This is a genomic window from Janthinobacterium sp. Mn2066 (assembly GCF_049319705.1).
Classification (GTDB): Bacteria; Pseudomonadota; Gammaproteobacteria; order Burkholderiales; family Burkholderiaceae_D; genus Janthinobacterium.
Genome location: NZ_JBMOUF010000003.1, coordinates 278,952 through 305,910 on the forward strand (window position 1 = coordinate 278,952; position 26,959 = coordinate 305,910).

A 26,959-nucleotide genomic window follows, 5' to 3' on the forward strand; every position below is an offset into this window, starting at 1 on the left:
TTTTTTCTCTCGGGCTATCATCTGACCCACTTTGACGCGTGCTCTGCTGCACCGTATTCCGGCATGCCGGGCTATCGTGCAGCAGAGAAAACGAGCGTTGTCCAGCGCACGCTTATTGGGTACTGGCCGCCGCTGCCGTATCTGGTCCGATACTGCGCGCCAGCAGTTTCTCAGCGCGGCGCCAGAAATCGACACTGGTTTTCGGCAGTGTCCAGCGGTGGCCTTCTGCTTCGTACGCGACCCATTCAAGCTGTGGATTGTTTTTCTGGACGGCATCACGGAAGGCGCTGCTCTGGCCGATCGGCACGCGCTGGTCGGCGCTGCCGTAACCGAGCAGCACAGGCTGCGTGATGCGTGCCGCATGTTCGATCGGAGAAGTGGCTTTCAGTTGCGCGGCATCGGCCACGGCATTGCCGAGCATGTCGTTCATGGTATATCTGTTAAACCATGTGCCCAGGCCGGAGTCGCCTCCCCAGTAGGCCTTGCCCATCATGTTGATGTCAGTCACGCCGGCCTGGTTGATGCCGCACTTGTACAGCCCGGGATCGTTCAGCAAGCCCATCAATGTTGAGTAGCCGCCATAGCTGGCGCCGGCAATGCAGATGCGCTGCGGATCGGCATACCCCTGTGCGATGGCCCAGTGGGTGCCATCGGCAATATCGTCCTGCATCTTCAAGCCCCACTGTTTCCAGCCTGCCTTATGGTGCGCAGCCCCATAACCGGTGCTGCCGCGGTAGTCCGGTTCCAGCACGGCATAACCGCGCGAGGCGAGAAATTGCGCTTCGCGCTGCCATTCCCAATGGCCGCCGCGCACCCATGGGCCGCCATGCACCATCACCACCATCGGCAGGTTCTTGCCCTCTTTTCCTTTGGGCAGGGTCAGGTAGGCTGGAATCTCGAGTCCGTCACGGGCCTGGTAGCGCACCATGATCTTGGGCGACATGCGTTGTGGATCGATGGCGGGATGCATGCCGCCCAGCGGCGTCAGTTCCCCCGTTTCCTTGTTATAGAGCAATGCTTTTCCCGGTTCGACATCGGACGCAGCCTGCACCAGCACGAAGGGTGTTTGCGGGCGCGCGGGGGCGGACAGCTTGTTGATGGTTGCTGGCAACAGGGCATCGACCTTTTCCTGCAGGCCAGCCATTTCCTTGTCGAACCAGATGGTGCCAGCCGCATCGGTTTCAAAGCGCAAGCCCAGCAGTTTGTGATCGTTGTGTATGGACCCGTTATCGAGGTCGTAACCCGGCGTACTGGCCAGCGGCGTTGCTTCCATGCTCCCCGTCTTCACGTCATACAGGTACAGCGCTTTCACTCCGCGGTATTCGGCGTGGACATAAAAATTACCCCTGGCATCGAAAAAAGCGGGCGTAAAATCGCCGGGCGCAGGACGGTAGATATTGTTTTCGCGCAGCGTACGCCACGGGGTGTCGGCAGAGTCGCGATAATAAATCGTCTGTTTCGCGCCCTTGTGACTAATCGCAATGCGCACTTCATCCTGCCTGTCCATCATCCACTCTTCTGCGTCACTGTATGCAGCGATGCGTTTGCTGACGCCTGTCACCGTATCGAGGCGCAAGACCACCCTCGATGGCTTCCTGGCATCCATGTAAATGGTTTCAGTGACGAACACGTCATTGCTATTGGCGTTGTTGCTGATTTGGAGCAGTTGCGTATCCGCCCCCAGAATGGCACTCCTGAAACGGGATTCGACGATGCCTTTTGGGGTGCGAAGGCTGTTGGCCAGCTGGCGATAGCCGCTGCCATCGACATTGATCGCATACAGCCCGGAACCATAACGCACATCGCCCTGGGTGGCGCTGCGGTCAACCACGCTATAGATAATGCGCTGGTTGTTGACCCAGCTGATGTTGGCGATGTCGACATCCTGGAACGAGGTCAGGCCGCTGATCTTCATGCTGGACAGGTCGACAGTGTGCAACTGGACGTGTCCGCCGTCGGTGCTGACCAGCACCGCCAGATGGCGGCCATCGGGCGACAGCACGGCGCCGCTGAAGGCTGCCTTGCTGAAAAAGTCTTCAATCGGAATCTGGGCCGCAGCATGTGTGCCGGTATCGGCGTAGGCTGGCAGGCTGGCGGCGGTAGTCAGTAACAAGGGGCTGAAACAGAGGGCAAGGCGGGCAAGACTGGACTGCATGTATACTCCCGGGAGATTATTAAATACAGTATTTATTTTTATACTGTTTCTCTCAGGCTAACATTTGGCCGTTCTTTTGACTAGCCCCAAACAAGTCTTTATTGCGGAGGCTCCGGTGCACGGATATGCTCGACCAGCCCGGTGCTGCGCCGGCCGGGCTTGGGCGTCAGCCAGCTGACGAGGGCGGTGGCCGCCAGGCCAGCCGGCACGCCGAAGATACCGGCGGAAATCGGTGCGATATGGAACCACTGTTCTGCTGCACTGCCGCCCAGCATGCTGCTGGTGTGCACCATGTAATACAGGCAGACGCCAAAGCCCGCCAGCATGCCGGCCAGCGCCCCGTAATGGTTGGCGCGCTTCCAGAATACCCCCAGCACCAGCACCGGGAACAGGGTCGAGGCGGCCAGCGAAAAGGCCACGCCCACCAGCGACAAAATGTCGGCCGGTTTTTGCGAGGCGGCGTAGGCGGCGATGAAGGCCACGGCCAGCAGCAGCAGCTTGGAAATCGTCACCCGCTTGCGCGTCGAAGCGGTCGGATCGACCACCTTGTAATAGATATCGTGCGATAGCGCGTTGGAAATGGCCAGTAGCAAGCCGTCCGCCGTCGACAGGGCAGCCGCCAGGCCGCCGGCCGCCACCAGGCCGGAAATGACATACGGCAAGCCGGCGATTTCCGGCGTGGCCAGCACCAGCACGTCGGCATCGATGGCGATTTCCGCCAGTTGCACGATGCCGTCGCGGTTCACGTCGACTATGCTGATCAATGGATTGAGTTTATCCACATTGGCCCAGTACGAGACCCAGGTGGGCAGGTTCGCATATTGCGTGCCCACCAGCGCCGAATAAATATCGTATTTGACCAGCACGGCCAGCGCGGGAATCGTGAGATAAATCAAGAGGATAAAGAACAGGGTCCAGAACACGGACACCCGCGTTTCATGCACGGACGGCGTGGTGTAGGAACGCATCAATATATGCGGCAGGGCGGCCGTGCCCAGCATCATGCAAAACACGAGGGCCAGGAAATTGTTGCGCTTGATATCCGATTGTGCGCGGTCCGGCGCAGGGAAGGGCTGGGCATGCGGCGTGATCGGCTCGGCGCGTTTCTGGTTCATCGCCTGCGCCGCCTGCCACAGCACGCGCGCCTCGTCCGCATTCTTTGGATAGGCCAGCAGGTAGCGCTCGGCATTGCGGATATCGAGCAGCGGGGCGTTTTTCAGGCGCAGCGCATCGAGCTGGCGCTGGGCCGCCAGCCGTCCCTGTTCCCACGATTCAGGCAGGCGCTCCAGCCGCGCCTGGTAGTTCTTCGCCCGCTGCGCGAAAATGTCGCGCACCTCCTGTTCCCTGGGATCGTTTTCCAGCACCTGTTCGCGCGCGCTCAGTTGCGGCAGCACCTTGCCGTACGCCAGTTGCGGCACGGGATTGTCGCCATGCTTGACCGACAGCCACATGGCGGGTATCAGAAAGGCCACCAGGATGATGATGTATTGCGCCACCTGCGTCCAGGTGATGGCGCGCATGCCGCCGAGGAAAGAGCAGACCAGGATGCTGGCCAGTCCCAGGAAAATGCCGACAGAAAAATCCACGCCCGTGAAACGCGAGGCGATCAGGCCCACGGCGTAAATCTGCGCCACCACGTACGTGAATGAAACGATGATGGTGGCGGCCACGGCGACTACCCGCACGGGCGCGCCGCGTCCTTCGGCGCCGCTGCCGTAGCGGGCCGCCAGGAAATCGGGAATCGTGTACTGGCCGAACTTGCGCAGGTAGGGCGCGATCAGCAATGCCACCAGGCAATAGCCGCCGGTCCAGCCCATGATGAAGGCCAGGCCGTCGAAACCGTTCAGGTACAGGCCGCCCGCCAGGCTGATGAAGCTGGCCGCCGAAATCCAGTCGGCGGCGGTGGCCATGCCATTGAACATGGCGGGCACGCGCCGTCCCGCCACATAATATTCCGTCACGTTCGAGGTGCGGCTGATGACGCCGATGGTGGCGTACAGGCTGATGGTGGCGATCATGAACAGATAGCCTATCCACGAGCGCGGCATGCCTTCCTGTTCCAGCATGCTCAGGGCCAGCAGGAAGACGGCAAAGCCGGCGGAAAACAGCAAATAATAGCGCGACAGGCGCGCAAAGAAGCTGCGTGGCGCGCTCATGGCTGTTCCTCTGCCGCTTGTTGCGCCCGGTGAAATTCACGGTCGAGGCGGCGCATGGACCAGGCATATGCGCCGATGATGGCCAGGTACACCAGTGAAGCGCCCTGGGCCGCCATATAAAACGGCAAGGGCCAGCCGAACAGATTCAAATGCAGCAGTTCGCGCGCATAGAACACGGTCAAAAAGCCCGTCAGCAGCCAGATCACGAGCAGGATGAGCGTCAGGCGCTGCGTCTTGCGCCAGTGCGCGGCGCGGCGCGCCTGCAGGGCGGCGTGATCGGTCGGCTTATCCATAGTTGATGGCGTCAGGTTCGGGCGCGTCCGGCAATAGCTGCGCGATGGACAGGCGCAGCAAGCTGCCGGGCAGCTTCGGTGATTGCGCGCGCGGGTTATTGAAGATGTCGACTTCGGCACCGTGCTGCTGGGCAATTTCGCGCACGATGGCCAGGCCCAGTCCGCTACCGTCGGCATTGCTGCCCAGAATGCGATAAAAGCGTTCAAACACGTGCGGGCGCTCCGCTTGCGGAATGCCGGGCCCCGTATCTTCCACTTCCAGGATCGCCAGTTCGGCTGCGGCGCGCACGCGCACCGTGACGCTGCCGCCCGAGGGGGTATAGCGCAGGGCGTTATCGATCAGGTTGCCGAGCAGTTCGCGCAGCATCATCGCGTTGCCGGAAATCATGATGGGATATGGCGGCTGCTCGAAGCCCAGGTCGATCTGCTGGGCGAACGAGGTTTGCACCCAGTCATGCACCACGCCGCGCGCCAGTTCGTTCAGTGCGATCGGCTCGAACGCCGTGCCTGCCTGTGGCTGGTTTTCCGCGCGCGCCAGGGCCAGCAACTGGTTGACCAGCCGCGTGGCCGACTCCGAACTCTTGGCCAGCTGCATCAGCGAGCGGTGTATTTCATCGTGGTCGGTCTGGCGCAAGGCCAGTTCGGATTGCATGCGCATGCCGGCCAGCGGCGTTTTCATCTGATGCGCCGCGTCGGCGATAAAACGCTTCTGCATGTCGATCGACAGCGACAGGCGCGCCAGCATGTCGTTGAGCGAACCGACCAGCGGCGTGATTTCCTCGGGTACCTGGTCTGTTTCGATGGGGCTGAGGTCATCGGGCGGCCGCGCGCGGATGCGCTCCTGCAATTGCGCCAGCGGCGACAGGCCGCGCGCCAGCGCAAACCAGACCAGGGCCAGCACGATGGGGAGAATAATGAACTGCGGCAAAATCACACCCTTGATGATTTCATTGGCCAGCTGGGCCCGCTTTTCCAGGGTTTCCGCCACCTGTATCAGGGCGCGCCGTGCTTCCTCACCGCTGGCGCTGGCGGGCATGTCGAGGTAGGAAAACGCCACGCGCACGGGCGTGCCATGAATCGTGTCGTTACGGAACAGCACCACGCCGCTGCGGTAGCGTTCCGGGTCCAGCGGCGGCGGCAAGTCGCGGTCGCCCGCAACGTAGCCGCCATCCTGGCCGACGATCAGGTAATACACGGAGTCGATATCGTCGCCGCGCAAAAGGTCGCGCGCCGTGCGCCCGGTCCGTTCAGGCTGCTGGCTGAAATACTGGCCGCCCGGCTGCTTGACTTGCTGCGTCAGCATGGTGACGCTGTCTTCCAGCGCATGGTCGAACGGCTGGTTGGCGATGCCCTTGGCCACCAGATACGTGATGGCGATGCTCATCGGCCACAGCAGCAGCAAGGGCGCCAGCATCCAGTCGAGGATTTCGCCAAACAGCGAATGCTGGATGGTGTCGTCCTGTTCGCTGGGCGGCGGCTCGAACCAGTCGTCTGGTCCGGCCTCGTCTGCCGGCGCTTCGCGCGGTTTCACTTGCCGGCGGCGCCAGCGGCCTGGCTCGCTTCCGCGCTCAGGCGTGCCGCTTCCGAATATTTCTCCAGGCAATAACCGAGGCCGCGCACGGTGGCGATGCGCACGCCGCCCACCTCGATTTTCTTGCGCAGCCGGTGCACATACACTTCGATGGCATTGTTCGAGACTTCCTCGCCCCACTGGCATAAATGATCGACCAGTTGCTCCTTGGATACCAAACGGCCGGTGCGGCTAAGCAGGACTTCCAGCAAGCCCAGTTCGCGCGCCGACAGGTCCAGCATCTGCTCGTTGATGTAGGCGCTGCGTCCCACCTGGTCGTAGCTGAGCGGGCCGTGCTTGATGACGGTGGCGCCGCCGCCGGCGCCGCGGCGCGTCAGCGCGCGCACCCTGGCCTCCAGTTCCGACAGGGCGAAGGGCTTGGCCATATAATCATCGGCGCCCAGGTCCAGGCCATTCACGCGTTGCTCGATGGAATCGGCCGCCGTGAGTATCAGCACGGGCAATAGCGAGGCGCGGGCGCGCAGGCGGCGCAGCACTTCCAGGCCCGACATCTTGGGCAGCCCCAGGTCGAGGATCAGCAGGTCGAATTCCTGGGTGGACAGGGCGGTGTCGGCTTCCTGCCCGTTTTTGACGTAATCGATGGCATAACCGGACTGGCGCAGCGAACGCGTCAGGCCATCGGCCAGCACGCTGTCATCTTCGGCAAGTAAAATACGCATGGTCAGACTTCCTGAGCTTGCAGCAATGGAAAAAAGAAGTTTGACTGTATTGTGTTTCATTTTCCGCAAGGTGGCGAGTATTTATGTAAAACAAGGACTGTATTGACCTGTTTCAAAACAAATCCACGTTCCGCTTGCATTGATCACTGTTTTTTTATACAGTAGTGACTGTTTAGAGAATTTAACCAACCCCGCGAGACTTTACTCCGCGCCCAGGCTGAAAGAACGCTGAAAGAACATATGGACGATAAAAAAGCTGTAGTACCCGCATCGGAAAAAGCCAAGGCGCTCGCCGCCGCACTGGCGCAGATCGAGAAGCAGTTTGGCAAAGGTTCGGTCATGCGCATGGATTCCAGCGCACCGATCGAAGAAGTGCAAGTCGTGTCGACCGGTTCGCTCGGCCTCGATATCGCGCTGGGCGTCGGCGGCTTGCCGCGTGGCCGCGTGGTGGAAATCTACGGCCCTGAGTCGTCGGGTAAAACCACCTTGACCTTGCAAACCATTGCTGAAATGCAAAAACTGGGCGGCACCTGCGCCTTTATCGATGCCGAGCACGCGCTGGACGTCGGTTACGCACAGAAGCTGGGCGTCAATCTGCATGAATTGCTGATCTCGCAACCGGACACGGGTGAGCAGGCGCTGGAAATCTGCGACGCCCTCGTGCGTTCGGGCAGCGTCGACCTGGTCGTGATCGACTCCGTGGCCGCCCTGACGCCACGCGCCGAGATCGAAGGCGATATGGGCGATTCCTTGCCGGGCCTGCAAGCACGTCTGATGTCGCAAGCCCTGCGCAAGCTGACCGGCTCGATCAACCGTACCAATACCCTGGTCATCTTCATTAACCAGATCCGCATGAAGATCGGCGTGATGTTCGGCAGCCCGGAAACCACCACCGGCGGCAATGCGCTGAAATTCTACGCTTCCGTGCGCCTCGATATCCGCCGCACCGGCTCGATCAAATCGGGCGATGAAGTGATCGGCAATGAAACCAAGGTCAAGGTCGTCAAGAACAAGATCGCGCCACCGTTCAAGGAAGCGCATTTCGACATCCTGTACGGCGCAGGCACGTCGCGCGAAGGCGAAATCCTGGACCTGGGTTCGGACGCCAAGATCGTCGAAAAATCGGGTTCCTGGTATAGCTACAACGGCGAACGCATCGGCCAGGGCAAGGACAATGCCCGCGCCTTCCTGCAAGAGCGTCCGGCGCTGGCGCGTGAAATTGAAAACAAGGTACGCGCTTCGCTGGGCGTGCGTGAACTGCCGCCGCTGGCTGCCGAAAAACCTGAAAAAGCGGACAAGGCTGCCAAGGCGGTCGAAGCCAAGGTTGCCGAGTAAGCTGTCGTTGGCGTGTCTGCCTGGGCTGGCTTGGGCCAGCCCAGGACTAGCCGCCTGCGAGAGGCAACGGCCGGCTGCGCTGCAGCTTGCCGCATAAAAGTTCTACAATGATTGCCGTCTTGCGCCCGTGCGCCAGGCGGCAATTGTGTTTTTGGGTACGGATAAGGGTGTATGTATGGCAGCGGTACAACTAAGCCTGAAGGGCAGGGCGTTACGCTTTTTGTCGATGCGTGAACATAGCCGCATGGAATTACGGCGCAAGCTGCAGCGGCATGCGCAAGAGGGCGACGATGTGGAAGCCTTGCTCGATAGCCTGGAAAAGGCCAACTGGCTGTCGCAGGAACGCTTTTCCGAATCGCTGATCCATCGTCGGTCTGCCCGCTTCGGCAATAGCCGCATCATGGCCGAACTGCAAAGCCACGGCATCGGTGGCGAGGCCTTGCAGGAATTGAAGGCGGGCCTGGCCGAAGGGGAAGTGGCGCGCGCCTGTGAAGTCTGGCGCCGCAAGTTCGGGCAAGTGGCGCAGGACGCCGAACAGCGCAACAAGCAGATGCGTTTCCTGATGCAGCGCGGCTTTTCGCAAAAGGCCGTGCAAGTGGCATTAAAAGGGCTGGACCCGGACGAAGAATAAGCGCCGCTTCCGGCAGTTGTCACAAACCGCTGCCGCGGGTGTGTTTCTCGTCCGGCAGGGCGCCTCTGTCAACCTTGCTACAAACTTTCTATTCCTTGCTTGCGGCAGGCTTGCAACGTTATCCTTGCGTCATTGATCCTGCGCCGCGCGCGCATGGGGTGACAGTAACACTGACAGGATACCGAGATGAGCAACTGGAATGCCGGCTATGTGGCCGAAGTCGCCTATACCTATGGCTATTACGAAGAACTGAACCCGCTGCGCCTGCAATTGCCGCTGCTGGCGGCCGGCCTGGTCCTGCCGGCGCGCGGCACGGCTTGCGAACTGGGTTTTGGCCAGGGCGTGAGCGTCAATATCCACGCGGCGGCCACGACCACGCGCTGGTTTGGTAATGACTTCAATCCGGCCCAGGCGGCGTTTGCCCAGGAACTGGCCGGCGCCGCCGGCGCAGGCGCGCAGTTGACCGATGAATCGTTCGAACAGTTTTGCCGCCGCGATGACTTGCCCGACTTCGACTATATCGCCCTGCATGGCATCTGGAGCTGGGTCTCGGACGAAAACCGCGCGCTGATCGTGGACTTCCTGCACCGCAAGCTGAAGGTGGGCGGCGTTGCCTACATCAGCTATAACACCCAGCCCGGCTGGGCCGCCATGATGCCGCTGCGCGAATTGCTCTCGGAGCACAGCAAGGTGATGGCCGCGCCCGGTGTCGGGGTGCTGTCGCGGATTGAGGGCGCCATCGATTTCGTCGACCGCATGATTGCCACGCAACCGCGCTATATGCTGGCCAACCCCTTGCTGGCCGACCGTTTCGACAAGCTCAAGGCGCTGGACCGCAACTATGTGGCGCACGAGTACTTCAATATGGACTGGCAACCAATGGCGTTTTCCAGGGCGGCGGCGCTGCTGGCCGAGGCCAAGCTGGAGTTTGCCGCGTCCGCGACCTATACCGACCATGTGGACATGCTCAATCTGACGGCCGAGCACCAGCAGTTCCTGGCCGGGATACCCGATCCCATTTTCCGCGAGACGACGCGGGCGTTCCTGGTCAACCAGCAATTTCGCAAGGATTACTGGGTCAAGGGCGCCCGCAAGCTGACGCCATTTGCCCAGGCGCAGGCCATCCGCGCCGTACGCGTGCTGCTGGTGACGCCGCGCGATGAAGTGGTCTTGAGCGTGCATGGCGTGCTGGGCGACGCCGATATGGATGAAGCAGTCTACGGTCCCGTACTCGACTTGCTGTCTGACCACCGCGTCCGCAGCATCGGCGAGCTGGAGCAGGAGTTGGCCGGACGCGAGGTCAGCCTGGCTGCCCTGTTGCAAATCATATTGGTGTTGATCAGCAAGGGCAGCGTCAATGCGGTGCAGGATGCGGCCGAAATTGTTGCAGCGCGGCCGCAGGCGGATCGCCTGAACCGCCACGTGCTGGAACTGGCGCTGGAAAGGACCGACCTCACTACCCTGGCCAGTCCGGTGACGGGCGGCGGCGTATTTGTACCACATTTACAACAGCTATTCTTGCGCGCAAAACTGCAGGGAGGGCATCCGCCGGAAGAATTGGTCAGTGCTGCCTGGCCTGTATTGCTGCGCTTGAACCGCCTGTTGTCGAAGGATGGCCAGGTCTTGCAGACGGAGCAGGAAAACCTGGCCGAACTGTATCGGCACGCGCACTATTTTACCGAGCGCGAACTGCCTATTTTGCAGGCATTCGGCATTCTCGACTGAGGATGGAGCGCACCTGGGCCGCCTTGGCCGAGGTGCGGGTGAGCGCAGGCGCACGCCGTTTCAAGTTATATCAATTGCGAATGAATGACATTCATTTAGTCGTTTTTAACGATGATCAACGGGCTTATATTGCTGGCAATAAAAAATTATGTTGCGGCGCAACTAGCGCGCTCTGTGCTACACTTTTAGGGTTTTTGCGGCGCCGCAGGTGCGGTTGCTGTTCGTAGAAGCTGCGAACGGCGTGCTTTATGCACATGGCTGCTTACTAAATTATGGCCGCGCAAGCGGCATCGGTCTTATGCCCCTGTCAACTCCCGTCTCCCGGCGTGCCCTACGGCACTCCCGCGTTATCGACGTCCAAGCGTACGCGCGCGAGGATGGTCTATGGGATATTGACGCCCATATCACCGATATCAAAAGTTTTGACGCCACCCTGGCTTCCGGCCCCCGTCCCGCCGGCATGCCGCTGCATGATCTCCATTTACGCATTACCGTCGATAGCGAACTGACCATCGTCGAAGCGGAAGCAGCTTCCGACGCCGTGCCCTATCCCGGTTTTTGTAATACCATCGGCCCCGCCTACAAGCTGCTCATCGGCTTGAACCTGTTGAATAATTTCCGTCGTGAATTGAAGCAACGCCTGGGCGGTATCGCCGGATGTACCCATTTGACTGAATTGGCGCAAGTCTTGCCGACTGCCACCGTCCAGGCGTTTGCCGGCGATGTGTGGGCCACGCGCGACGGTGCAGGCACCGACGTGTCGCAAGAACAGCCATTCCAACTCGACAAATGCCACGCCTTGCGTACCGACGGCGGGGCAGTTGCGCAGTATTACCCGCGCTGGGTAGCCAAAGCGCCAGCCTAGCGAGGGTTTTCTCTGTTTTTTTTGCATCATTAACCGTATTTTTTACACATCAGTATCAGAAGGGAAGCCAGCATGAAGATCCATGAGTATCAAGGCAAAGAAATCCTCCGGAAATACGGAGTGACGGTACCACGCGGTATCCCGTGCCTGTCCGTCGAAGAAGCAGTCAAGGCTGCCGAAACCCTGGGTGGCCCGGTTTGGGTTGTCAAGGCACAAATCCACGCGGGCGGCCGCGGCAAGGGCGGCGGCGTGAAAGTTGCCAAGTCGCTGGAGCAAGTCAAGCAATTCGCCGACGAAATCATGGGCATGCAATTGGTGACGCACCAAACCAGCCCTGAAGGTCAGCTGGTACGCCGCCTGCTGGTGGAAGAAGGCGCGGACATCAAGAAAGAACTGTACGTATCGATGGTCACCGACCGTGTCACGCAACGCGTGGTACTGATGGCGTCTTCCGAAGGCGGCATGGACATCGAAGAAGTGGCCGAATCGCACCCAGAACTGATCCACACCATCGCTATCGATCCAGCTGTCGGCCTGACCGATGCGGAAGCCGATTCGATCTCGGCAAAAATCGGCGTGCCAGAAGGCTCGATCGCCGATGCACGCGTGCAACTGCAAGGCCTGTACAAAGCGTACTGGGAAACCGACGCATCGCTGGCTGAAATCAATCCGCTGATCTTGACCGGTTCGGGCAAAGTCATCGCGCTGGACGCCAAATTCAACTTCGACGCGAACGCCCTGTTCCGTCAGCCAGAGATCGTCGCTTTCCGCGATCTGGACGAAGAAGACCCAGCTGAAATCGAAGCGTCGAAATTCGACCTGGCTTACATTTCGCTCGACGGCAACATCGGCTGCCTGGTAAACGGCGCCGGCCTGGCCATGGCGACCATGGACACCATCAAACTGTTCGGCGGCGAGCCAGCCAACTTCCTGGACGTCGGCGGCGGCGCCACGGCAGAAAAAGTGACCGAAGCGTTCAAGATCATGTTGAAAAACCCAGGCCTGAAAGCCATCCTGGTCAACATCTTCGGCGGCATCATGCGTTGCGACGTGATCGCTGAAGGCGTGATCGCTGCGTCGAAAGCTGTTTCCCTGCAAGTACCGCTGGTGGTCCGCATGAAGGGCACCAACGAAGACCTGGGCAAGAAAATGCTGGCCGAATCCGGTCTGCCTATCATTGCAGCCGACACCATGGAAGATGCAGCGAAAAGCGTTGTTGCCGCTGCTGCCGGTCAAGCTTAATTAAGGAATCACTATGTCCATTCTGATCAATAAAGATACCAAAGTCGTTACCCAAGGTATTACCGGCAAGACCGGTCAATTCCACACCCGCATGTGCCGCGACTACGCGAACGGCAAAGCCGCTTTCGTGGCTGGCGTGAACCCGAAGAAAGCCGGCGAAGACTTCGAAGGCATTCCTATTTTCGCTAACGTTACCGAAGCGAAAAAAGAAACCGGCGCCAACGTTTCCGTGATCTACGTACCGCCAGCAGGCGCGGCCGCTGCGATCTGGGAGGCTGTCGAAGCTGAAATGGATCTGGCTATTTGCATCACCGAAGGCATTCCTGTACGTGACATGATGGCCTTGAAAGACCGCATGGCGAAAGCCGGCAGCAAAACCTTGCTGCTGGGCCCTAACTGCCCAGGTCTGATCACCCCGGACGAAATCAAGATCGGCATCATGCCAGGTCACATCCATAAAAAAGGCCGCATCGGCGTGGTATCGCGTTCGGGCACCCTGACCTATGAAGCAGTGGGTCAATTGACCGCACTGGGCCTGGGCCAATCGTCGGCAGTCGGCATCGGCGGCGACCCGATCAACGGTCTGAAACACATCGACATCATGAAGATGTTCAATGATGATCCAGATACCGACGCAGTCATCATGATCGGCGAAATCGGTGGTCCGGACGAAGCCAACGCGGCTTATTGGATCAAAGACAACATGAAAAAACCGGTCGTCGGCTTCATCGCTGGCGTGACCGCTCCTCCAGGCAAGCGCATGGGCCACGCCGGCGCGCTGATCTCGGGCGGTGCTGACACGGCACAAGCCAAACTGGAAATCATGGAAGCTTGCGGCATCACCGTGACCAAAAACCCGTCGGAAATGGCGCGTCTGCTGAAAGCCATGCTGTAATCCAGCCAGGCTGGCAGTACCCAAAAAAGGAGCTTCGGCTCCTTTTTTTACGCCCATCGTATTTGTTCTTCCTCCCTTCCCGGCGCGTTTGATGACAGACGTATGACATTGCCAACTTGTAACACCGTTTACCAGCGCTGCGGCCTATCATTTCAACGGTAATTCCTATCGTGGGCCGTTAGTGGGTCCTCACTGCTCAAATCCGGGCACGTGCTCCGCAACACGGGGAGATGGTATTCCGCCGATTGCGCGCGGTCAGTCGCTGCGCATGTCAACCTTGTTGCCTATCATTCTTGAGCGCATGTCTATTTCCATGAAACACCTACGCCAGCTGGCCGTGCTGATGCCGCTGTGCTTTACTCCCATGGTGCACGCCGACGCGGGCCTGACGGACAGCCTGCCGCTGGACGCGCTGCAGCGCCTGGCGCTGGCCCGCAATCACGATGTGCGGTTGTCCAGCCTGGCGCTGGAAGGCGCGGGCGCCGATGTGATTTCCGCCAGCGCCGCGCCCAATCCCATGCTGACCATACAGACGGCCAATATCAATCCCGGCGCGGGCATAGGCGCGGGCAGCCTGCGCAGCAAGACGGTCGACAGCACCGTGCGCATCGACCAGCTGCTTGAGCGGGGCGGCAAGCGCGAGCTGCGCCGCGAGGGCGCCCTGCACCAGGAAGAGGGCGCGCGGGCAGATGTACGCGAAACGCGGCGCCAGTTGCGCATTGCCGTCAGCCAGGCGTATTACGATGTACTGGCGGCCGTGCAGCGCCAGGCCATCCTGGCCGAGACGGCGCAGCTGTACCAGCACAGTGTTGATGCTGCGCAAAAACAGCGCCAGGCAGGCGATATCTCGCCGGCCGACGTGGCGCGGCTGGAGGTGGAGGCGCTGCGCGCGGCCAACGATGCAGTGCAAGCCCGCAGCGATGTGGCCCACGCGCGCCAGGCGCTGGCCTTGCTGACAGGTTTGACCCCACGTGAGGCGCAATTGCCGCTGGCCGATGGCTGGCCGGCACCGGTTGCCGTTGGTGCTTTTTCGAAAGAAGATGATGCCAGTCTGTCCAGCGACGAGGCTATCGCAAAGCGTCCCGACGTGATGGCGGCCCAGGCGAGAGTGGCGGCGGCCTTGTCGGCGCACAAACTGGCGCTGGCGGCGCGCACGCGTGACGTATCCGTCGGCGTGCAGGCGGAACATTACCCGGTCAGCCCGAGCAACCCGCAGGGCAGCGGCAACAGTTTCGGCATCTCGCTGCAAGTGCCGCTGTTTGTGCGTTATCAATACGACGGCGAGATCCGCAGCGCGCAGGTGGCGCTCGATACCGCGCAGGAAAACCTGGAGCAGGCACGGCGCCAGGCGCGCGCCGAACTGAGCCGCACGGAACTCGACCTACGCAGCGATGGCGAACGGGTGCAGCGTATCGACGACAGCTTGTTGCCGGCAGCCAAAAAGTCGGCCCAGTCCGCTGAATTTGCTTATCAGCATGGCGCCATGGCGATTGCCGATGTGCTCGACGTGCGGCGCAATTACCGCGCCGTGCAGCTCGACGCGCTGGCCGCCCGCAGCGATTACGCCAAGGCCCTGGCCGCCTGGCAAGCCTCCCTCCGCACCGATTCCTTTGAAAGTACGACACCATGATATCGCGCAGCACCTTGACCTATGGTTCCCTGTTTGTCTTGCTGTGCGGCGGCGCCGTCGCCGGCGTCCAGTATGCGCAGCGTGCCCATGCGGCATCCCAGGCCAGCCCCAGTGCCGCCAAGGCCGCCGCTGCGACGCCCGGCGTATTGCATTTCGCGCCCAATGCACCGCAGTTGGCTACCCTGAAAATTGCCGCCGTGAGCGCCGTGCCGCTGCCGGCCAGCGCCGCCCTGAATGGCCGCATCGCCTACGATGAAAACGTCACCACGCGGGTCAGCTCGCCCGTGCTGGGCCGCGTGCTGGCCCTGCATGCCGACAGCGGCGACAAGGTGGCACGGGGCGCCCTGCTGGCCGACCTCGATTCGCCGGACCTGGCCAGCGCCGAAGCGGACTGGCGCAAGGCCCAGGCCGATGAACTGCGCAAGCACCTGGCCTTCCAGCGCGCCGAGACCCTGTTCAAGGGCGAAGTGCTGGCGCGCAAGGATTATGAATCGGCCGATGCCGACTTCCAGCAAGCCCATGCGGAAACGCGCCGCGCCGCCCTGCGCATGCAGAACCTGAATGCGGCTGGCAGCGACAATGGCCGTTATGCCTTGCGCGCGCCGCTGGCTGGCGTCATTGCCGACCGGCAAATCAATCCGGGCCAGGAAGTGCGTCCCGATGCGCCCAACCCGCTGTTCGTCATCAGCGATCTGCGCCATTTGTGGGTGCTGGTCGACGTGCCGGAAAGTGCAGTTGCCAGCGTGCATGAAGGCCAGCTGGTCAGCATCGCAACGGATGCCTATCCGGGCCGCCGCTTCAGCGCCAAGGTCGCGCATATCGCGCCCGTGCTCGATCCCCTGACGCGCCGCATCCAGGTGCGTTGCACGCTGGACAATGCCGATGGCCAGTTAAAGCCGGAAATGTTTGCCCGCGCTTCCTTCCTGGCCGGCGATGGCGCCAGCCTGGCCGTGGAATTGCCCAATACCAGCCTGTTTGCCGAAGGCGTGTACAGCTATGCCTTCGTGGAAAAGCAGCCGGGCACGTTTGAAAAACGCCGCGTCAATGTGCGCATCAAGGGCCGCGACAGCAGCTTTGTCGATGCGGGCGTAGCCGCCGGTGAAAGAGTGGTCACCGAAGGCGCCTTTTTGCTGAACGCCGAGGTAGACAGCAATGCTCACTAAGCTGATCGATTTTGTCCTGGCGCAACGCGTTTTCGTCCTGATTCTGACGGTGGCGCTGGGCGTGTTCGGTTATCGGGCGCTGAGCAACCTGCCCATCGAAGCATTTCCCGACGTGCAAGACGTGCAGGTGCAGATCGTCACCCAGTTCCCCGGCCAGGCGCCGGAAGAGGTGGAACGCAACGTGACCTTGCCGATCGAACGCGAAATGAGCGGCGTGCCGCAGCAGACGCAGCTGCGCTCCGTGACGATCACCGGCTTGTCGGTCGTGACATTGACGTTTGCCGATGGCACGGATGATTATTTTGCACGCCAGCAAGTGCTGGAAAAACTGCAGAATGTCAATTTACCGACGGGCGTGCAAGCCAGCCTGGCGCCGCTGTCGACCGCCGTCGGTGAAATCTTCCGCTACGTGATCGAAGCGCCGCCGGGCATGGACGCCAATGAAATCCGCGCCCTGCAGGACTGGGTGATCCGTCCGGCGCTGCGCATCGTGCCTGGCGTGGCCGACGTGGTCAGCTTTGGCGGCACCGTCAAGGAATACCAGGTGCAGGTCGACCCGGCTGCCCTGCAGCGTTACGGCGTCACCATCGACCAGGTCAGCACGGCCTTGACGAATAACAGCGCCAACGTGGGCGGCGGCCTGGTGCGCCGCGGCGATGAAGCGCTGGTGGTGCGCGGCATCGGCATCTTCAACAGCATCGACGATATCGGCCGCGTGATTGTCAGCGCCAAGGGTGGCCGCACGGTGCTGGTGTCCGATCTGGCCGACGTGAAAATCGGCTACCGTCCCCGCTCCGGCGTGGTGGCGTTCAACCACCAGGATAGCGTGGTGGAAGGCATCGTGCAGATGAGCAAGGGCAGCAATGCCGCCAAGGTGGTGGCCGACGTCAAGCTGGCGATAAGCGGCCTCGATGCGCGCCTGCCGAAAGGCGTGCACCTGCGCACGATTTATGACCGCACGGAACTGATCGGCCATACCGTGCACACGGTGGCGGAAAACCTGCTGGTGGGCGCCGCGCTGGTGATCGCCATCCTGATCATTTTCCTGGGCAACTGGCGCGCCGCCCTGATCGTGGCGGCCGTGATTCCCCTGTCGCTGCTGTTCGCCTTCATCATGCTCGACGCGCGCGGCATTCCCGCCAACCTGATTTCGCTGGGGGCGGTCGACTTCGGCATCATCATCGATAGCGCGGTGGTACTGGTGGAAGCCTTGCTGGTGCGCCTGGCGCTGCTGGGCGAACCGGGGCGGCTCGATTTTTCGCTGCGCGAGCGGACCCTGAAGCAGACGGTGGTGGAACTGGGCCATCCGATTCTGTTCGCCAAGGCCATCATCATCGTCGCGTTTATTCCCATCTACACGTTCCAGCGGGTGGAGGGCAAGATTTTCTCGCCGGTAGCTTTTACGCTGAGCTTTGCCATGCTGGGCGCCATCATCCTGACCATGACCCTGATCCCGACCTTGCTGGCCTGGACCATGCGCCGCTATCCGATGGCGGAAAAGCACAGCACCTGGCTGCAGCGTATCCAGGATAGTTATGGCCGCGTGCTGGCGTCGGCCCAGCGCCGCCGCATTCCCGTGATGCTGGCCTCGGCGCTGGTGCTGGTGGTCACGCTGGCGCTGGCGCCCTTGCTGGGCAGTGAATTCCTGCCCAAGCTCGACGAAGGCAACCTGTGGCTGACGATCAGCCTGCCGACCTCCAGCTCGCTGGAAAAGACGCGCGAAGTGGAGCAGAAAGTGCGTTCCATCATCATGTCGTACCCGGAAGTGGGCAATGTGATTTCGCACGTCGGCCGGCCCGACGATGGCACTGATCCCAAGGGCAGCAACAATATGGAAATCCTGGCCGACCTGAAACCGCGCGCTACCTGGCGCTTTGACGGCAAGGAGGCGCTGGTGGCCGACATGTCGGCCAAGATCCGCAGCTTGCCCGGTGTGCCGACCAACTTTTCGCAAGTCATCGAAGACAATGTGGAAGAAGCCTTGTCCGGCGTCAAAGGCGAGATCGCCGTCAAAATCTATGGCCCCGACCTGGACGTGCTGACGCAGAAAAGCGAACAGATCGCCGGCATCCTGAATGGCATCGCCGGCGCGGCCGACGTGGAAGCGGTGAAAATCGGAGGCCAGAGCGAACTCGACATCGTGATCGACCGCGAGCGCATCGCCCGCCTGGGCGTCAACGTGGCCGACGTCAACACGGCCGTGCAAACGGCGCTGGCCGGCAATGCCGTCAACGCGTATTTCGTGGGCGACCAGCGTTACGACATCACCGTGCGCCTGCAGGAAGCAGCGCGCGATTCCGTCGACGCGATTGGCGCCTTGCAAATCAATTTGCCGGGCGGCGCGGGTACGGTGGCCTTGTCCGAGCTGGCGCGCATCGAAGTGCGCCAGGGCGCGGCCCGCATCAGCCGCGAAGCCGGTGGCCGCAATGCCTCCGTCAAGGCCAACCTGCTGGGCCGCGACCAGGGCAGTTTCGTTGCGGAAGCGCAAGAAAAAGTGGCGCGCCTGGTGCATTTGCCGCCTGGTTATAACATTACCTGGGGCGGCCAGTTTGAAAACCAGCAACGGGCCGTAAAGCGCCTGGAAGTGATCGTGCCGATCACGGCGCTGCTGATCTTCTCCCTGCTGTTCTGGGCTTTCCGTTCGGTGCGCAAGGCCATGCTGATCCTGTCCATCGTGCCATTTACCCTGATCGGCGGCATTCTGGGCCTGGGCCTGGTCGGCCTGCATTTCTCCGTCTCGGCGGCCGTCGGCTTTATCGCCGTGGCCGGTATTTCGGTACAGAATGGCGTGATCATGGTCGAGCAGATCATTGAAATTGCCAAGAGCAACGGCAGCGCCGTGGAAAGCGCCATCGCCGGCGCCGTGGCGCGCTTGCGTCCGATCCTGATGACGGCGCTGATGGCTGGCCTGGGCTTGCTGCCAGCGGCCTTGTCGCACGGCATCGGTTCGGAAACCCAGCGTCCGTTCGCCGTGGTGATCGTGGGCGGCATCGTGTCGGCCACCTTCTTTACCTTGCTGCTGTTGCCGCTGGCCTATCCGTATTTTGCTGAAAAGAAAGTACCGGACGCAGCCTGACCCGGTAGGACGGCGCCGGTCACCGTCTGACAAAAAATGTCGCTTCTCTTGCCTGAAGCGTAGAACACCTGCCGCCGCCCGGGCGTGGCGGCAGGACGTTCACTGGCACAGCGCTTGCATGACTGCCCCTATCGCACACCAACGATATGGAGGCAATAATGCGTACACGTCTGCAAGCTGGCTTTACCCTGATCGAACTGATGATCGTCGTCGCCATCGCCGGCATCCTGGCGGCCGTGGCGATTCCCCAATATAGCGATTACACCATGCGCGCCAAGGTCAGCAATGTGCTGGCCGCCGCCGCCCCGCTGAAAACAGCCGTTGCCCTGTGCGTGCAGGAAAATGGCGGCGAAGCGGCTGCCTGCAGCACGCCAGTCGATGGCGCTCCCAGCGAGATACCGCTCTTCAGTCCCACGCATGAAGTGGCCAGCGCCAAGGTGACTGCTGGTAATATCGAGCTGGTCCTGGCCAATGACTTGGGCAAGGATATCGGCGGCAAGACGGTGACCATGGAGATGAGGCCTGGGCCCAGCAGCTTGACCTGGTTCAACAAAACCACCGTGACGAATCCAGCGGCAATGGCAGCGATTACCAAGAACAATATTCCGGAAAGGTCTGCCTCGCTGTGACGGCTTGCTGCATTGGCCTCAGACGATTTTTTGCCTGTCCACGATCAGCGCTTCATAAGTCAGGTTTTGCAGCAGGGTGTAGTGGGTCGGTTCCAGGTCGATGAATTGCAGGCCATAGGTATAGCTGTCGCGCTGTTCGTTGCCGACCGTAGCCTTGTTCATGTTCACATTCTGGATGCGCGCGCGCGTATCGAGGCGCATCTGGTGGCGGTTCGGCGGCGCCAGCAAGGTAAAGCTCAGCATCACGCCATCTTCGCCCGGCGTGAGCATGGTTGGCGACTCGATCAGCGCGCCGGACACGCTGAGATTGATGATGAAGACGGAGATGGCGGGCACGTCCGCATAACTCAGTTGCGCAGGGATCTCCACCTTCACGCGCATGGCCGTGCGCAGGCTGGTGCCCTGTATCGCATCGGGGAAGCTCAGGTGCACATAATTGAGGGGCCGGCCGAAGATGCGCAGCACGCTGCAGGAAAACGAGCAGACGGTGACGCCGGAAAACACGCGGATGGTCAGCTTGTCGCCCTCGTTGAGCACGATGGGGCCGCCGTTATCCATGGGAATCTTGACGATCAAATACTCATCTTTGACGTAACCGATCAGGGTCGAGAAATGCTGGACAGGCTTGATGGTGCGGTGCGTAATAAACTGGATGCGCCCGCCTACCTGCAGATTCATCGCTTCAAATTCAAACTCCTGGAGCTTGGTTTCCACGGCGGCGTTGTTGCTTGTCATGCAGAGCTCATCCCGATGTCATTGAACAAGGCAGTATGCATGATTCTTAGTGAAAAAGCATTTACATCAAAGAAATTGTTATTCGTCATGAGAAAGCCTGCCGACTTTGCATATATGTCAAAATTGTGGCTTGAACAAGATGGATGAAGACGATGACGCGTAGCTACTTCTGGACCCTGCTGTTCCTGATCCTGCATCAGATCGATGCCGCCTACTGGCAAGAGTGGCACATGTTTTATTTGCCGGGTGGCGTGCAAGGCTTTCTGGAGTTTAACCTGGCCGCCATCGCCCTGGTGCTGGCTGGCTACTGCCATGTGCTGCTGGCCACTGCGCAAGCGCGTTTTTACGCCGGCTGCTGCGCGGCACTCGGCATTGCCACCTTCGCCATCCACGCCGGCTTTGCCATGGCGGGCCGCGAGCAATTTCATTTGCCGCTGTCGATGGCGATTATCGTGCTGTGCCTGGTGGGTGGCGGGTGCTTGCTGAATGATCTGCGGCGTCAGAAGATAATCGCAATCAAGGATTGATGGTACTAAATTTGGCTTTGAATTTAGTCGAGTGCTGCGAAGGTACCCGTATCCACTGGATGGAGAGCGGAATGAAATTTTTCAAACTTCAACCCATCAGCTACTTGAAGACGAACACCAGCGATGTGGTGAAGCAGGTTCACCGGAAGCATGACCCTGTGGCCATCACGCTCAAAACACGATGAAGATCGTCTGGACGGATGCCGCCCAAAGAGATTTGCTGGATAGCTGTGAATTCTGGAAAGATACGCAGTCTCTTCAGTTTGCGATCCAGCTTACGCAAGAAATTCGAGAGGAAGTGGCAACGCTCACAAAGTGGCCGAAGCACCAAGGCAGTTATGTGAAGGAATTCGAAGAACGCCATCTGCCCCGGTACCGTCAACTGCTTGCTGGTCAGAACCGTATCATCTTTGAGCGCGGCGGCAATGAACCTGATACATCCATCTTGTGTGTCGCACCAGCCGTGATCTTGAGGCCGTATTGCGCCGACGACTGCTCGATGTTTGAATTCGAATGTCGTACTATCTCGACTGTTATGTTGCAGGCTGCTTTCGATAAATTTTACAGCGGTTCAGTTAATTATTAATGTACCGTGAAAAATTCCCCCTTGTATTCTTGGTAGTCGATGCAATGTACGGTATTGCACATAAGTGCGTAGGTGAGTAAATTCTTCGTCCATAACCGAAAAGGAAAATTAATATGTCTGATGATCTGACTAAGCGAGGCCCACAAGACGCATCAAAGATTAATATCCATGAAGATTGGGAATTGACATACTGGAGCAAGAAATTCGGTGTAACAAAGGAAAAGCTAAGCCAAGCTGTTAAAGCTGTAGGTGTGAACGCTAGCGCCGTTGCGAAGCATCTCGGCTACAAAGGTTAAAAGTCGCTGACCACGCAATTAATTTGCGTGGTCATTTAAATGGAATTTAATAGCTTTTATAATTTATTGTCCTTATTCTGATTTTGCGAAAATTTCAAAAAATAAAAATATTGGAATTAAAAATCGAATAGGTGTAAGTAGTCATGTTAGACATTAGGAAAGTTTTACTGACTTTAAAGTGGTATCAGATAGGATGAGGCTCACACCGCCGCCGTCCAATCCCCGCTTTTCCCGCCATGCTTTTCCAGCACGCGCACATTGGTCATGACCATGCCCCGGTCGACGGCCTTGCACATGTCGTAGATGGTCAAGAGGCCGATTTGCACGGAGGTCAGCGCTTCCATTTCCACGCCGGTCTTGCCGGTCGTATCGACCTGGGCGCGGCAGTGGACGCTGTTGGCGGCTTGATCCACTTCAAAGTCGACCGTGACGCGCGTCAATGCCAGCGGGTGGCACAGGGGGATCAGGTCGCTGGTGCGCTTGGCGGCCATGATGGCGGCGATGCGGGCGATGCCCAGTACGTCGCCTTTCTTGGCATTGCCGGAAACGATCAGGGCCAGGGTGGCGGGCTGCATGCGGATGGTGCCGGCGGCCACGGCGCTGCGGCGCGTGTCTTGCTTGCCGCCCACGTCAACCATATGGGCCTGGCCGGCGGCGTCGAAGTGGCTCAGTTCCCCGGCGGGGGCTTGCTTGTCGGATGTGGTCATGGGTTTGCTCAGGGTAATAAGAGGGGGCAGGGGGCCAGGCAGGCGTCTTAGTCGTTTGCTTTAGCGGAATAGCTGCGCTTACGAGGTATCATATCACCCGTGAAATCAAAACCCACCCATACTCCCAGCCCTGGAAACGCCGGTACGGCATCGCCTTCTTTCCGCCTGCGCGCGCGCGCGCTGGCGCCGCTACTGGCGGCGCTGCTGGCCGCACCGCCGGTCCATGCAGATGCGCCCACCACTGCGCCCGTCAAACCGGCCAGCAGCTGGACGCCATTGGCCGTGCCGCCGGCGCCGAATCTGCCCAATCTGGGCGATACTTCACGCGAAGACCTGTCGCCGGCGATGGAACGCAAGCTTGGCGAAGAGATCATGCGCGACTTGCGCGGCGACCGCGATTATCTCGACGATGCGCCCCTGCTCGAATACATGAACACCTTCGGCAATGCGCTGGTGGCGGCGCGCCCCAGCGTGCGGGGCGAGACCAGTTACGATTATTATTTCTTTGTCGTCCGCGATCCGCAATTGAATGCGTTCGCCTTGCCTGGCGGCTTTATCGGCGTGCACTCGGCGCTGTTGCTGGCTGCGCAAAGCGAGGCGGAACTGGCCTCCGTGCTGTCGCATGAAATCGGCCACGTTGCCCAACGGCACATTGCGCGCATGCTGGGCCAGCAGCGCCAGGATGCCCTGATGCCGCTGGCGGCGATCTTGCTGGCGGCGCTGGCGTCGCGCGCGGGCGGCGATGCGGCCATCGGCGTGTTTGCCGCAGGGCAGGGCCTGATGATACAGCGCCAGCTCAACTTTGGCCGCGATGCCGAACGCGAGGCCGACCGCATCGGTTTCCAGATCATGGGCGAAGCCGGTTTTGACACCACCGGCATGGTGGCGTTTTTCGGCCGCATGCAGGCGGCCAGCCGTTCCTATAGCGACCTGGTACCTGCCTATTTGCAAACCCATCCGCTGACGACGGAGCGGATCGCCGACATCCAGGCGCGTATCCGCGAACAGCCTTATAAACAGCGGCCGGACAGCCTGAATTTTCACCTGGCGCGTGCGCGGGCGCGCGTGCTGCAGGATGAAAGCATGCAGGGGCTGCTCAATGCGCAAGCCTATTTCAAGACCCAGCTGGAGCTGCAAAGCCGCTTCCAGCTGACGGCCGCCCATTATGGACTGGCGTTCGTGGCCATCAAGCAGGGCAAGGTAGCCGAAGCCCAGGCTGAACTCGACGCAGCCAATGCGGCTCTGTACAAGCCGGCCGCGTCCAATGTGTTTACCTCGGCCGGCACGCAGCCGCCCAATTCCCTGCTGGCGGCGATGGCGCTGGAAGTGTTGTTGATGCCAGGACAAAAGCCGGAAGTGGCGGAGCAGGCCATGCAGGAGGCCGACGTGGCGCGCCAGAAGTTTCCCCTGTCGCGCGGCATTGCCTACCAGTATGCGGAAGCGCAGATCGCCGCAGGCAAGCTGGAGCAGGCAATCCTGTATCTGCGCGACCAGGTGCAGCTATACCGGGAAGAGCCGGCACTGTATGACTTGCTGGCGAAAGCCTATGCTGGCCAGGGCAAGATGACCTTGCAGCATATGGCCCTGGCCGAATCGTATGTGTTGCAGGGCGCCACCATGGCGGCGCTGGACCAGTTGACGATCGCCCGCAAATCCACCGACGCCACCTTTTATGACCAGGCCGTGATCGATGCGCGCGAACGGGAATTGCAGGATAAACGCAGAGAGCAAATCAAGGACCAGAAATAGACACGTATCATACTTCTACCAGGTCGCGCGAACTCAGCATGGTGAGGCCTGGACGGCGATCCATGACTGCAGCGATCAGGACATGGGCGATATTCGTGGCAGGATTAATCCATAGCCCGCGCGGCAACAGCGGTTTTAAAAATGATGCGATCGGCAGCACGATACGCTCTGCAAGGCGAAATTCCTCTCGATCACCACTTATCATTCCCGGGCGGATGATCGTGACGGAGTCAAATCCTATGTGCTGAATATCACGCTCAAGTTCACCCTTTGTACGGCTAAAAAAGAATGGCGCAGAAACTGACGCGCCAGGGGCCGATACCAAGGCAAGCGCATGCGCGCCACCTTCATGGGCAGCTTTCGCAAATTCAATCGGCAGCGCATATTCCACCTGCCGGAAATGGGTTTGTGAGCCGGCGTTACTGATGCGTGTGCCTATTGCACAGATCACTGCGTCCACGGACGTGATCGCCGTTATGTGCGTGAGTTCCTCAAGCCGGGAGGCAGTTGGATTGAGCAGTTTTGGGTGTTGCCGCAAGGCGCGGCGCGTGGGAGCAACAAGCCGTGTAATACGGTCATCGGCCAATGCTTGTTCAAGTACATGCCTACCAACAAGTCCGGTTGCTCCAAGAAGTAAAATAATCATATGGTCCAGGATAGGTACTTAGTAAAACTTGAGGATCAGTTTCGCCAGCCAGTGGGCAAACCAGGCTGGTAAGGCGGGTTTCACTTGTCGCCAATTGCTGGGAAACAAGCCATCCTGACGGAAGGAGTTAATGAAGCGGAAGCGTTCCGTACCGTCTTCGGGTGATGCGGCAGAGTTTGCAGCGAAGCGCATTACGTGCGAGCCGGCTCCTTCATAGACCGGCCATATGGGCAGGCCGGGACCATTCGGGTCGCCGCTGTATGCGAAGTTGGCCCAATAGCGCATCATTAGCCCGGAGAGTGACTTGTCTATCTCGTCTGCAGGTCCCTTAGAGGCGGTGTAGGACTGATCCAGCGTGCCAAACACGAAAGCCAGATCGGCCCCGTGCACGGGGCGTGGAGAATAGTTCGAGGCGTGTTGATATTGATAGGCGAAGACTTTGGCGCCAGCAGTGCGGCGATGTGCGCCCAGCCATGTCCAGGTCTGCTGGCTAATTGCCAGATCACCTACTAGCAACTCGGCAGAATGCCGGGTTTCTGCCTTTGTGCCCGCCGGATATGCTGCCAGGAAATCCATCAGTCGATCCGCCCCAAACCAGGCTGCTGCCGCCGCCTTGAAAGCCGCAGGCGTGCGATGTGGAATGGCGTGGGTCATGAAAAACGCATACTCATCACGGCACCACCCCGCCAGCAGGGGTACGTCGGCCTGCAGGCCGCGCTCAAAGGTTGTTCCCGGCGCGCAGGGCAGCACATGGCCATCGACATGGGGAGAGAAGGCGCTATTGTGTGGATTCAGCAAGAAATTCCAGGCAGTAGCGCGATTGAGGCGCTTGCCCGGAATGGCCCGTAGTTCAGCGATGGTGCGTACCCCCAGACGCGCTGGCAATGCCTGCCCTCGAGCGAGCGCCTCTGCCTTGGTGTTCATCGCCCCGAACATGCAGTCCCAGTAGGCGCCGCTCTGACCTATGGCCCGCTGGAACAGGCCGTGCGACAGCGGTGAAGCCATCAGCATGCCGACCGCGTGCGCTCCTGCGGATTCGCCGAGAATAGTGACCTTGTCAGGGTCTCCGCCAAAGCAGGCGATATTCTGCTGGACCCATTGCAGAGCCTTGATCATGTCCTGCAGGCCGAAGTTGCCTGATGCTGGACCTTCCTCGTCAAGTTCGGGATGCGCGAGGAAACCGAATACCCCCAGGCGGTAATTCATTCCGACCACCACCGGCCCCTGCGCGGCGAGGTTGTTGCCTTCGCATCCAAAGAACGTGGCCGCGCCGAACTCGAAGCCGCCGCCATGTATCCACACAATCACAGGCCGGCGTTCGGAGGCGCTCTCAGCCTGTGTCCAGACGTTGAGCGTGAGGCAATCCTCACTGGCATGACGGGTCCACTGGCGCAATATCTTCATCGGCATCGGCGAGCCGAAGCAGGGATTGCCAATATGCGTGGCGTCGCGTCTATCCTGCCATGGTGAGACTGCCTGCGGCGGTCGCCATCGGAGTTCTCCCACTGGCGGGGCGGCGTAGGGAATGCCGAGGTAAGCCAGTACGCCTGCTTGATCACGTACAAGTCCGCGCAGGGGGCCGTCGGGTAGTGTCAGTTCGTTCGTCAGCATGCCTGTGCCTTCAGTTCGTAATGTAGGGCCTGATTCACAGGCATGGAAAGGTGGGGT

General features: G+C 60.2%; 23 protein-coding genes. 14 read left to right on the forward strand and 9 right to left on the reverse strand.

The annotated features are described in order from the left end of the window. Positions 1-112: 112 nt before the first annotated feature. From ACL9RI_RS07570 to ACL9RI_RS07590, 5 genes are all read right to left on the reverse strand, one after another. The gene (locus tag ACL9RI_RS07570; RefSeq protein ID WP_422725964.1) at positions 113-2,155 is read right to left on the reverse strand and encodes a S9 family peptidase; all 2,043 of its coding nucleotides are present in this window, start codon (positions 2,153-2,155) and stop codon (positions 113-115) included. Positions 2,156-2,253: 98 nt separating this feature from the next. Continuing rightward, positions 2,254-4,311, reverse strand: a complete 2,058-nt coding sequence (locus ACL9RI_RS07575; protein ID WP_422725965.1) for a sodium:solute symporter family protein — start codon at positions 4,309-4,311, stop codon at positions 2,254-2,256. Further along, on the reverse strand, positions 4,308-4,604 hold the full coding sequence (locus ACL9RI_RS07580) for a DUF4212 domain-containing protein (protein ID WP_422725966.1): 297 nt from the start codon (positions 4,602-4,604) through the stop codon (positions 4,308-4,310). The genes ACL9RI_RS07575 and ACL9RI_RS07580 overlap by 4 nt, the downstream gene beginning before the upstream one ends. Beyond that, on the reverse strand, positions 4,597-6,135 hold the full coding sequence (locus ACL9RI_RS07585) for a sensor histidine kinase N-terminal domain-containing protein (RefSeq protein ID WP_422725967.1): 1,539 nt from the start codon (positions 6,133-6,135) through the stop codon (positions 4,597-4,599). The genes ACL9RI_RS07580 and ACL9RI_RS07585 overlap by 8 nt, the downstream gene beginning before the upstream one ends. Then, complete coding sequence (locus ACL9RI_RS07590; protein ID WP_422725968.1) at positions 6,132-6,854, reverse strand: response regulator; 723 nt, start codon at positions 6,852-6,854, stop codon at positions 6,132-6,134. Before ACL9RI_RS07590 ends, ACL9RI_RS07585 begins: the two co-directional genes overlap by 4 nt. 240 nt (positions 6,855-7,094) lie before the next feature. Here ACL9RI_RS07590 and recA point away from each other — a divergent pair, with 240 nt between their 5' ends. The 10 genes from recA (at position 7,095) to ACL9RI_RS07640 (ending at position 20,045) form a co-directional block, all read left to right on the forward strand. Continuing rightward, positions 7,095-8,189: a recombinase RecA gene (gene recA / locus ACL9RI_RS07595; RefSeq protein ID WP_422725969.1), complete on the forward strand. Its 1,095-nt coding sequence runs from the start codon at positions 7,095-7,097 to the stop codon at positions 8,187-8,189. A gap of 175 nt (positions 8,190-8,364) precedes the next feature. Continuing rightward, positions 8,365-8,820 (forward strand): recombination regulator RecX, encoded by a 456-nt coding sequence (gene recX / locus ACL9RI_RS07600; RefSeq protein ID WP_422725970.1) that lies wholly within the window; start codon positions 8,365-8,367, stop codon positions 8,818-8,820. A 186-nt stretch (positions 8,821-9,006) separates the two neighbouring features. Further along, positions 9,007-10,545, forward strand: a complete 1,539-nt coding sequence (locus tag ACL9RI_RS07605) for a class I SAM-dependent methyltransferase (RefSeq protein ID WP_422725971.1) — start codon at positions 9,007-9,009, stop codon at positions 10,543-10,545. 298 nt (positions 10,546-10,843) lie between these two features. Continuing rightward, positions 10,844-11,410: a DUF2889 domain-containing protein gene (locus tag ACL9RI_RS07610; RefSeq protein WP_422725972.1), complete on the forward strand. Its 567-nt coding sequence runs from the start codon at positions 10,844-10,846 to the stop codon at positions 11,408-11,410. 72 nt (positions 11,411-11,482) lie between these two features. Further along, positions 11,483-12,652, forward strand: coding sequence for an ADP-forming succinate--CoA ligase subunit beta (sucC, locus tag ACL9RI_RS07615; protein WP_422725973.1), 1,170 nt, complete (start codon positions 11,483-11,485; stop codon positions 12,650-12,652). Positions 12,653-12,665: 13 nt separating this feature from the next. Then, a complete protein-coding gene (gene sucD, locus ACL9RI_RS07620) occupies positions 12,666-13,547 on the forward strand; it encodes a succinate--CoA ligase subunit alpha (protein WP_422725974.1) in 882 nt (293 codons plus the stop codon). A gap of 313 nt (positions 13,548-13,860) precedes the next feature. Beyond that, entirely contained in the window at positions 13,861-15,177 is a 1,317-nt protein-coding gene (locus tag ACL9RI_RS07625) for a TolC family protein (protein ID WP_422725975.1), read from the forward strand. Continuing rightward, positions 15,174-16,340: an efflux RND transporter periplasmic adaptor subunit gene (locus tag ACL9RI_RS07630; protein ID WP_422725976.1), complete on the forward strand. Its 1,167-nt coding sequence runs from the start codon at positions 15,174-15,176 to the stop codon at positions 16,338-16,340. The genes ACL9RI_RS07625 and ACL9RI_RS07630 overlap by 4 nt, the downstream gene beginning before the upstream one ends. Further along, entirely contained in the window at positions 16,330-19,416 is a 3,087-nt protein-coding gene (locus ACL9RI_RS07635) for an efflux RND transporter permease subunit (RefSeq protein WP_422725977.1), read from the forward strand. Before ACL9RI_RS07630 ends, ACL9RI_RS07635 begins: the two co-directional genes overlap by 11 nt. Before the next feature lie 158 nt (positions 19,417-19,574). Then, complete coding sequence (locus ACL9RI_RS07640) at positions 19,575-20,045, forward strand: pilin (protein WP_422725978.1); 471 nt, start codon at positions 19,575-19,577, stop codon at positions 20,043-20,045. Positions 20,046-20,063: 18 nt separating this feature from the next. Here the strand turns inward: ACL9RI_RS07640 and ACL9RI_RS07645 are convergent, their stop codons facing one another. Next, entirely contained in the window at positions 20,064-20,780 is a 717-nt protein-coding gene (locus tag ACL9RI_RS07645) for a flagellar brake protein (protein WP_422725979.1), read from the reverse strand. A 152-nt stretch (positions 20,781-20,932) separates the two neighbouring features. On the opposite strand from ACL9RI_RS07645, the gene ACL9RI_RS07650 reads away from it, so the two are divergent. The 3 genes from ACL9RI_RS07650 to ACL9RI_RS07660 all read left to right on the forward strand — a co-directional run bounded on the left by ACL9RI_RS07650 (position 20,933) and on the right by ACL9RI_RS07660 (position 22,189). Further along, on the forward strand, positions 20,933-21,307 hold the full coding sequence (locus ACL9RI_RS07650) for a DUF6713 family protein (protein WP_422725980.1): 375 nt from the start codon (positions 20,933-20,935) through the stop codon (positions 21,305-21,307). A 181-nt stretch (positions 21,308-21,488) separates the two neighbouring features. Beyond that, entirely contained in the window at positions 21,489-21,893 is a 405-nt protein-coding gene (locus ACL9RI_RS07655; RefSeq protein ID WP_422725981.1) for a type II toxin-antitoxin system RelE/ParE family toxin, read from the forward strand. Positions 21,894-22,006: 113 nt separating this feature from the next. Next, positions 22,007-22,189, forward strand: a complete 183-nt coding sequence (locus ACL9RI_RS07660) for a DUF3606 domain-containing protein (protein ID WP_422725982.1) — start codon at positions 22,007-22,009, stop codon at positions 22,187-22,189. Positions 22,190-22,389: 200 nt separating this feature from the next. Here the strand turns inward: ACL9RI_RS07660 and moaC are convergent, their stop codons facing one another. Then, complete coding sequence (moaC, locus tag ACL9RI_RS07665; RefSeq protein ID WP_422725983.1) at positions 22,390-22,896, reverse strand: cyclic pyranopterin monophosphate synthase MoaC; 507 nt, start codon at positions 22,894-22,896, stop codon at positions 22,390-22,392. 282 nt (positions 22,897-23,178) lie between these two features. Between moaC and ACL9RI_RS07670 the strand changes: the two genes are divergently transcribed. Then, entirely contained in the window at positions 23,179-24,645 is a 1,467-nt protein-coding gene (locus ACL9RI_RS07670) for a M48 family metalloprotease (RefSeq protein WP_422726138.1), read from the forward strand. 7 nt (positions 24,646-24,652) lie between these two features. On the opposite strand, the gene ACL9RI_RS07675 is transcribed toward ACL9RI_RS07670, so the two are convergent. Both ACL9RI_RS07675 and ACL9RI_RS07680 read right to left on the reverse strand, forming a co-directional pair. Beyond that, positions 24,653-25,291: an NAD(P)H-binding protein gene (locus ACL9RI_RS07675; protein WP_422725984.1), complete on the reverse strand. Its 639-nt coding sequence runs from the start codon at positions 25,289-25,291 to the stop codon at positions 24,653-24,655. Between the two features lie 18 nt (positions 25,292-25,309). After that, complete coding sequence (locus ACL9RI_RS07680; RefSeq protein WP_422725985.1) at positions 25,310-26,902, reverse strand: carboxylesterase/lipase family protein; 1,593 nt, start codon at positions 26,900-26,902, stop codon at positions 25,310-25,312. Positions 26,903-26,959: the final 57 nt, after the last annotated feature.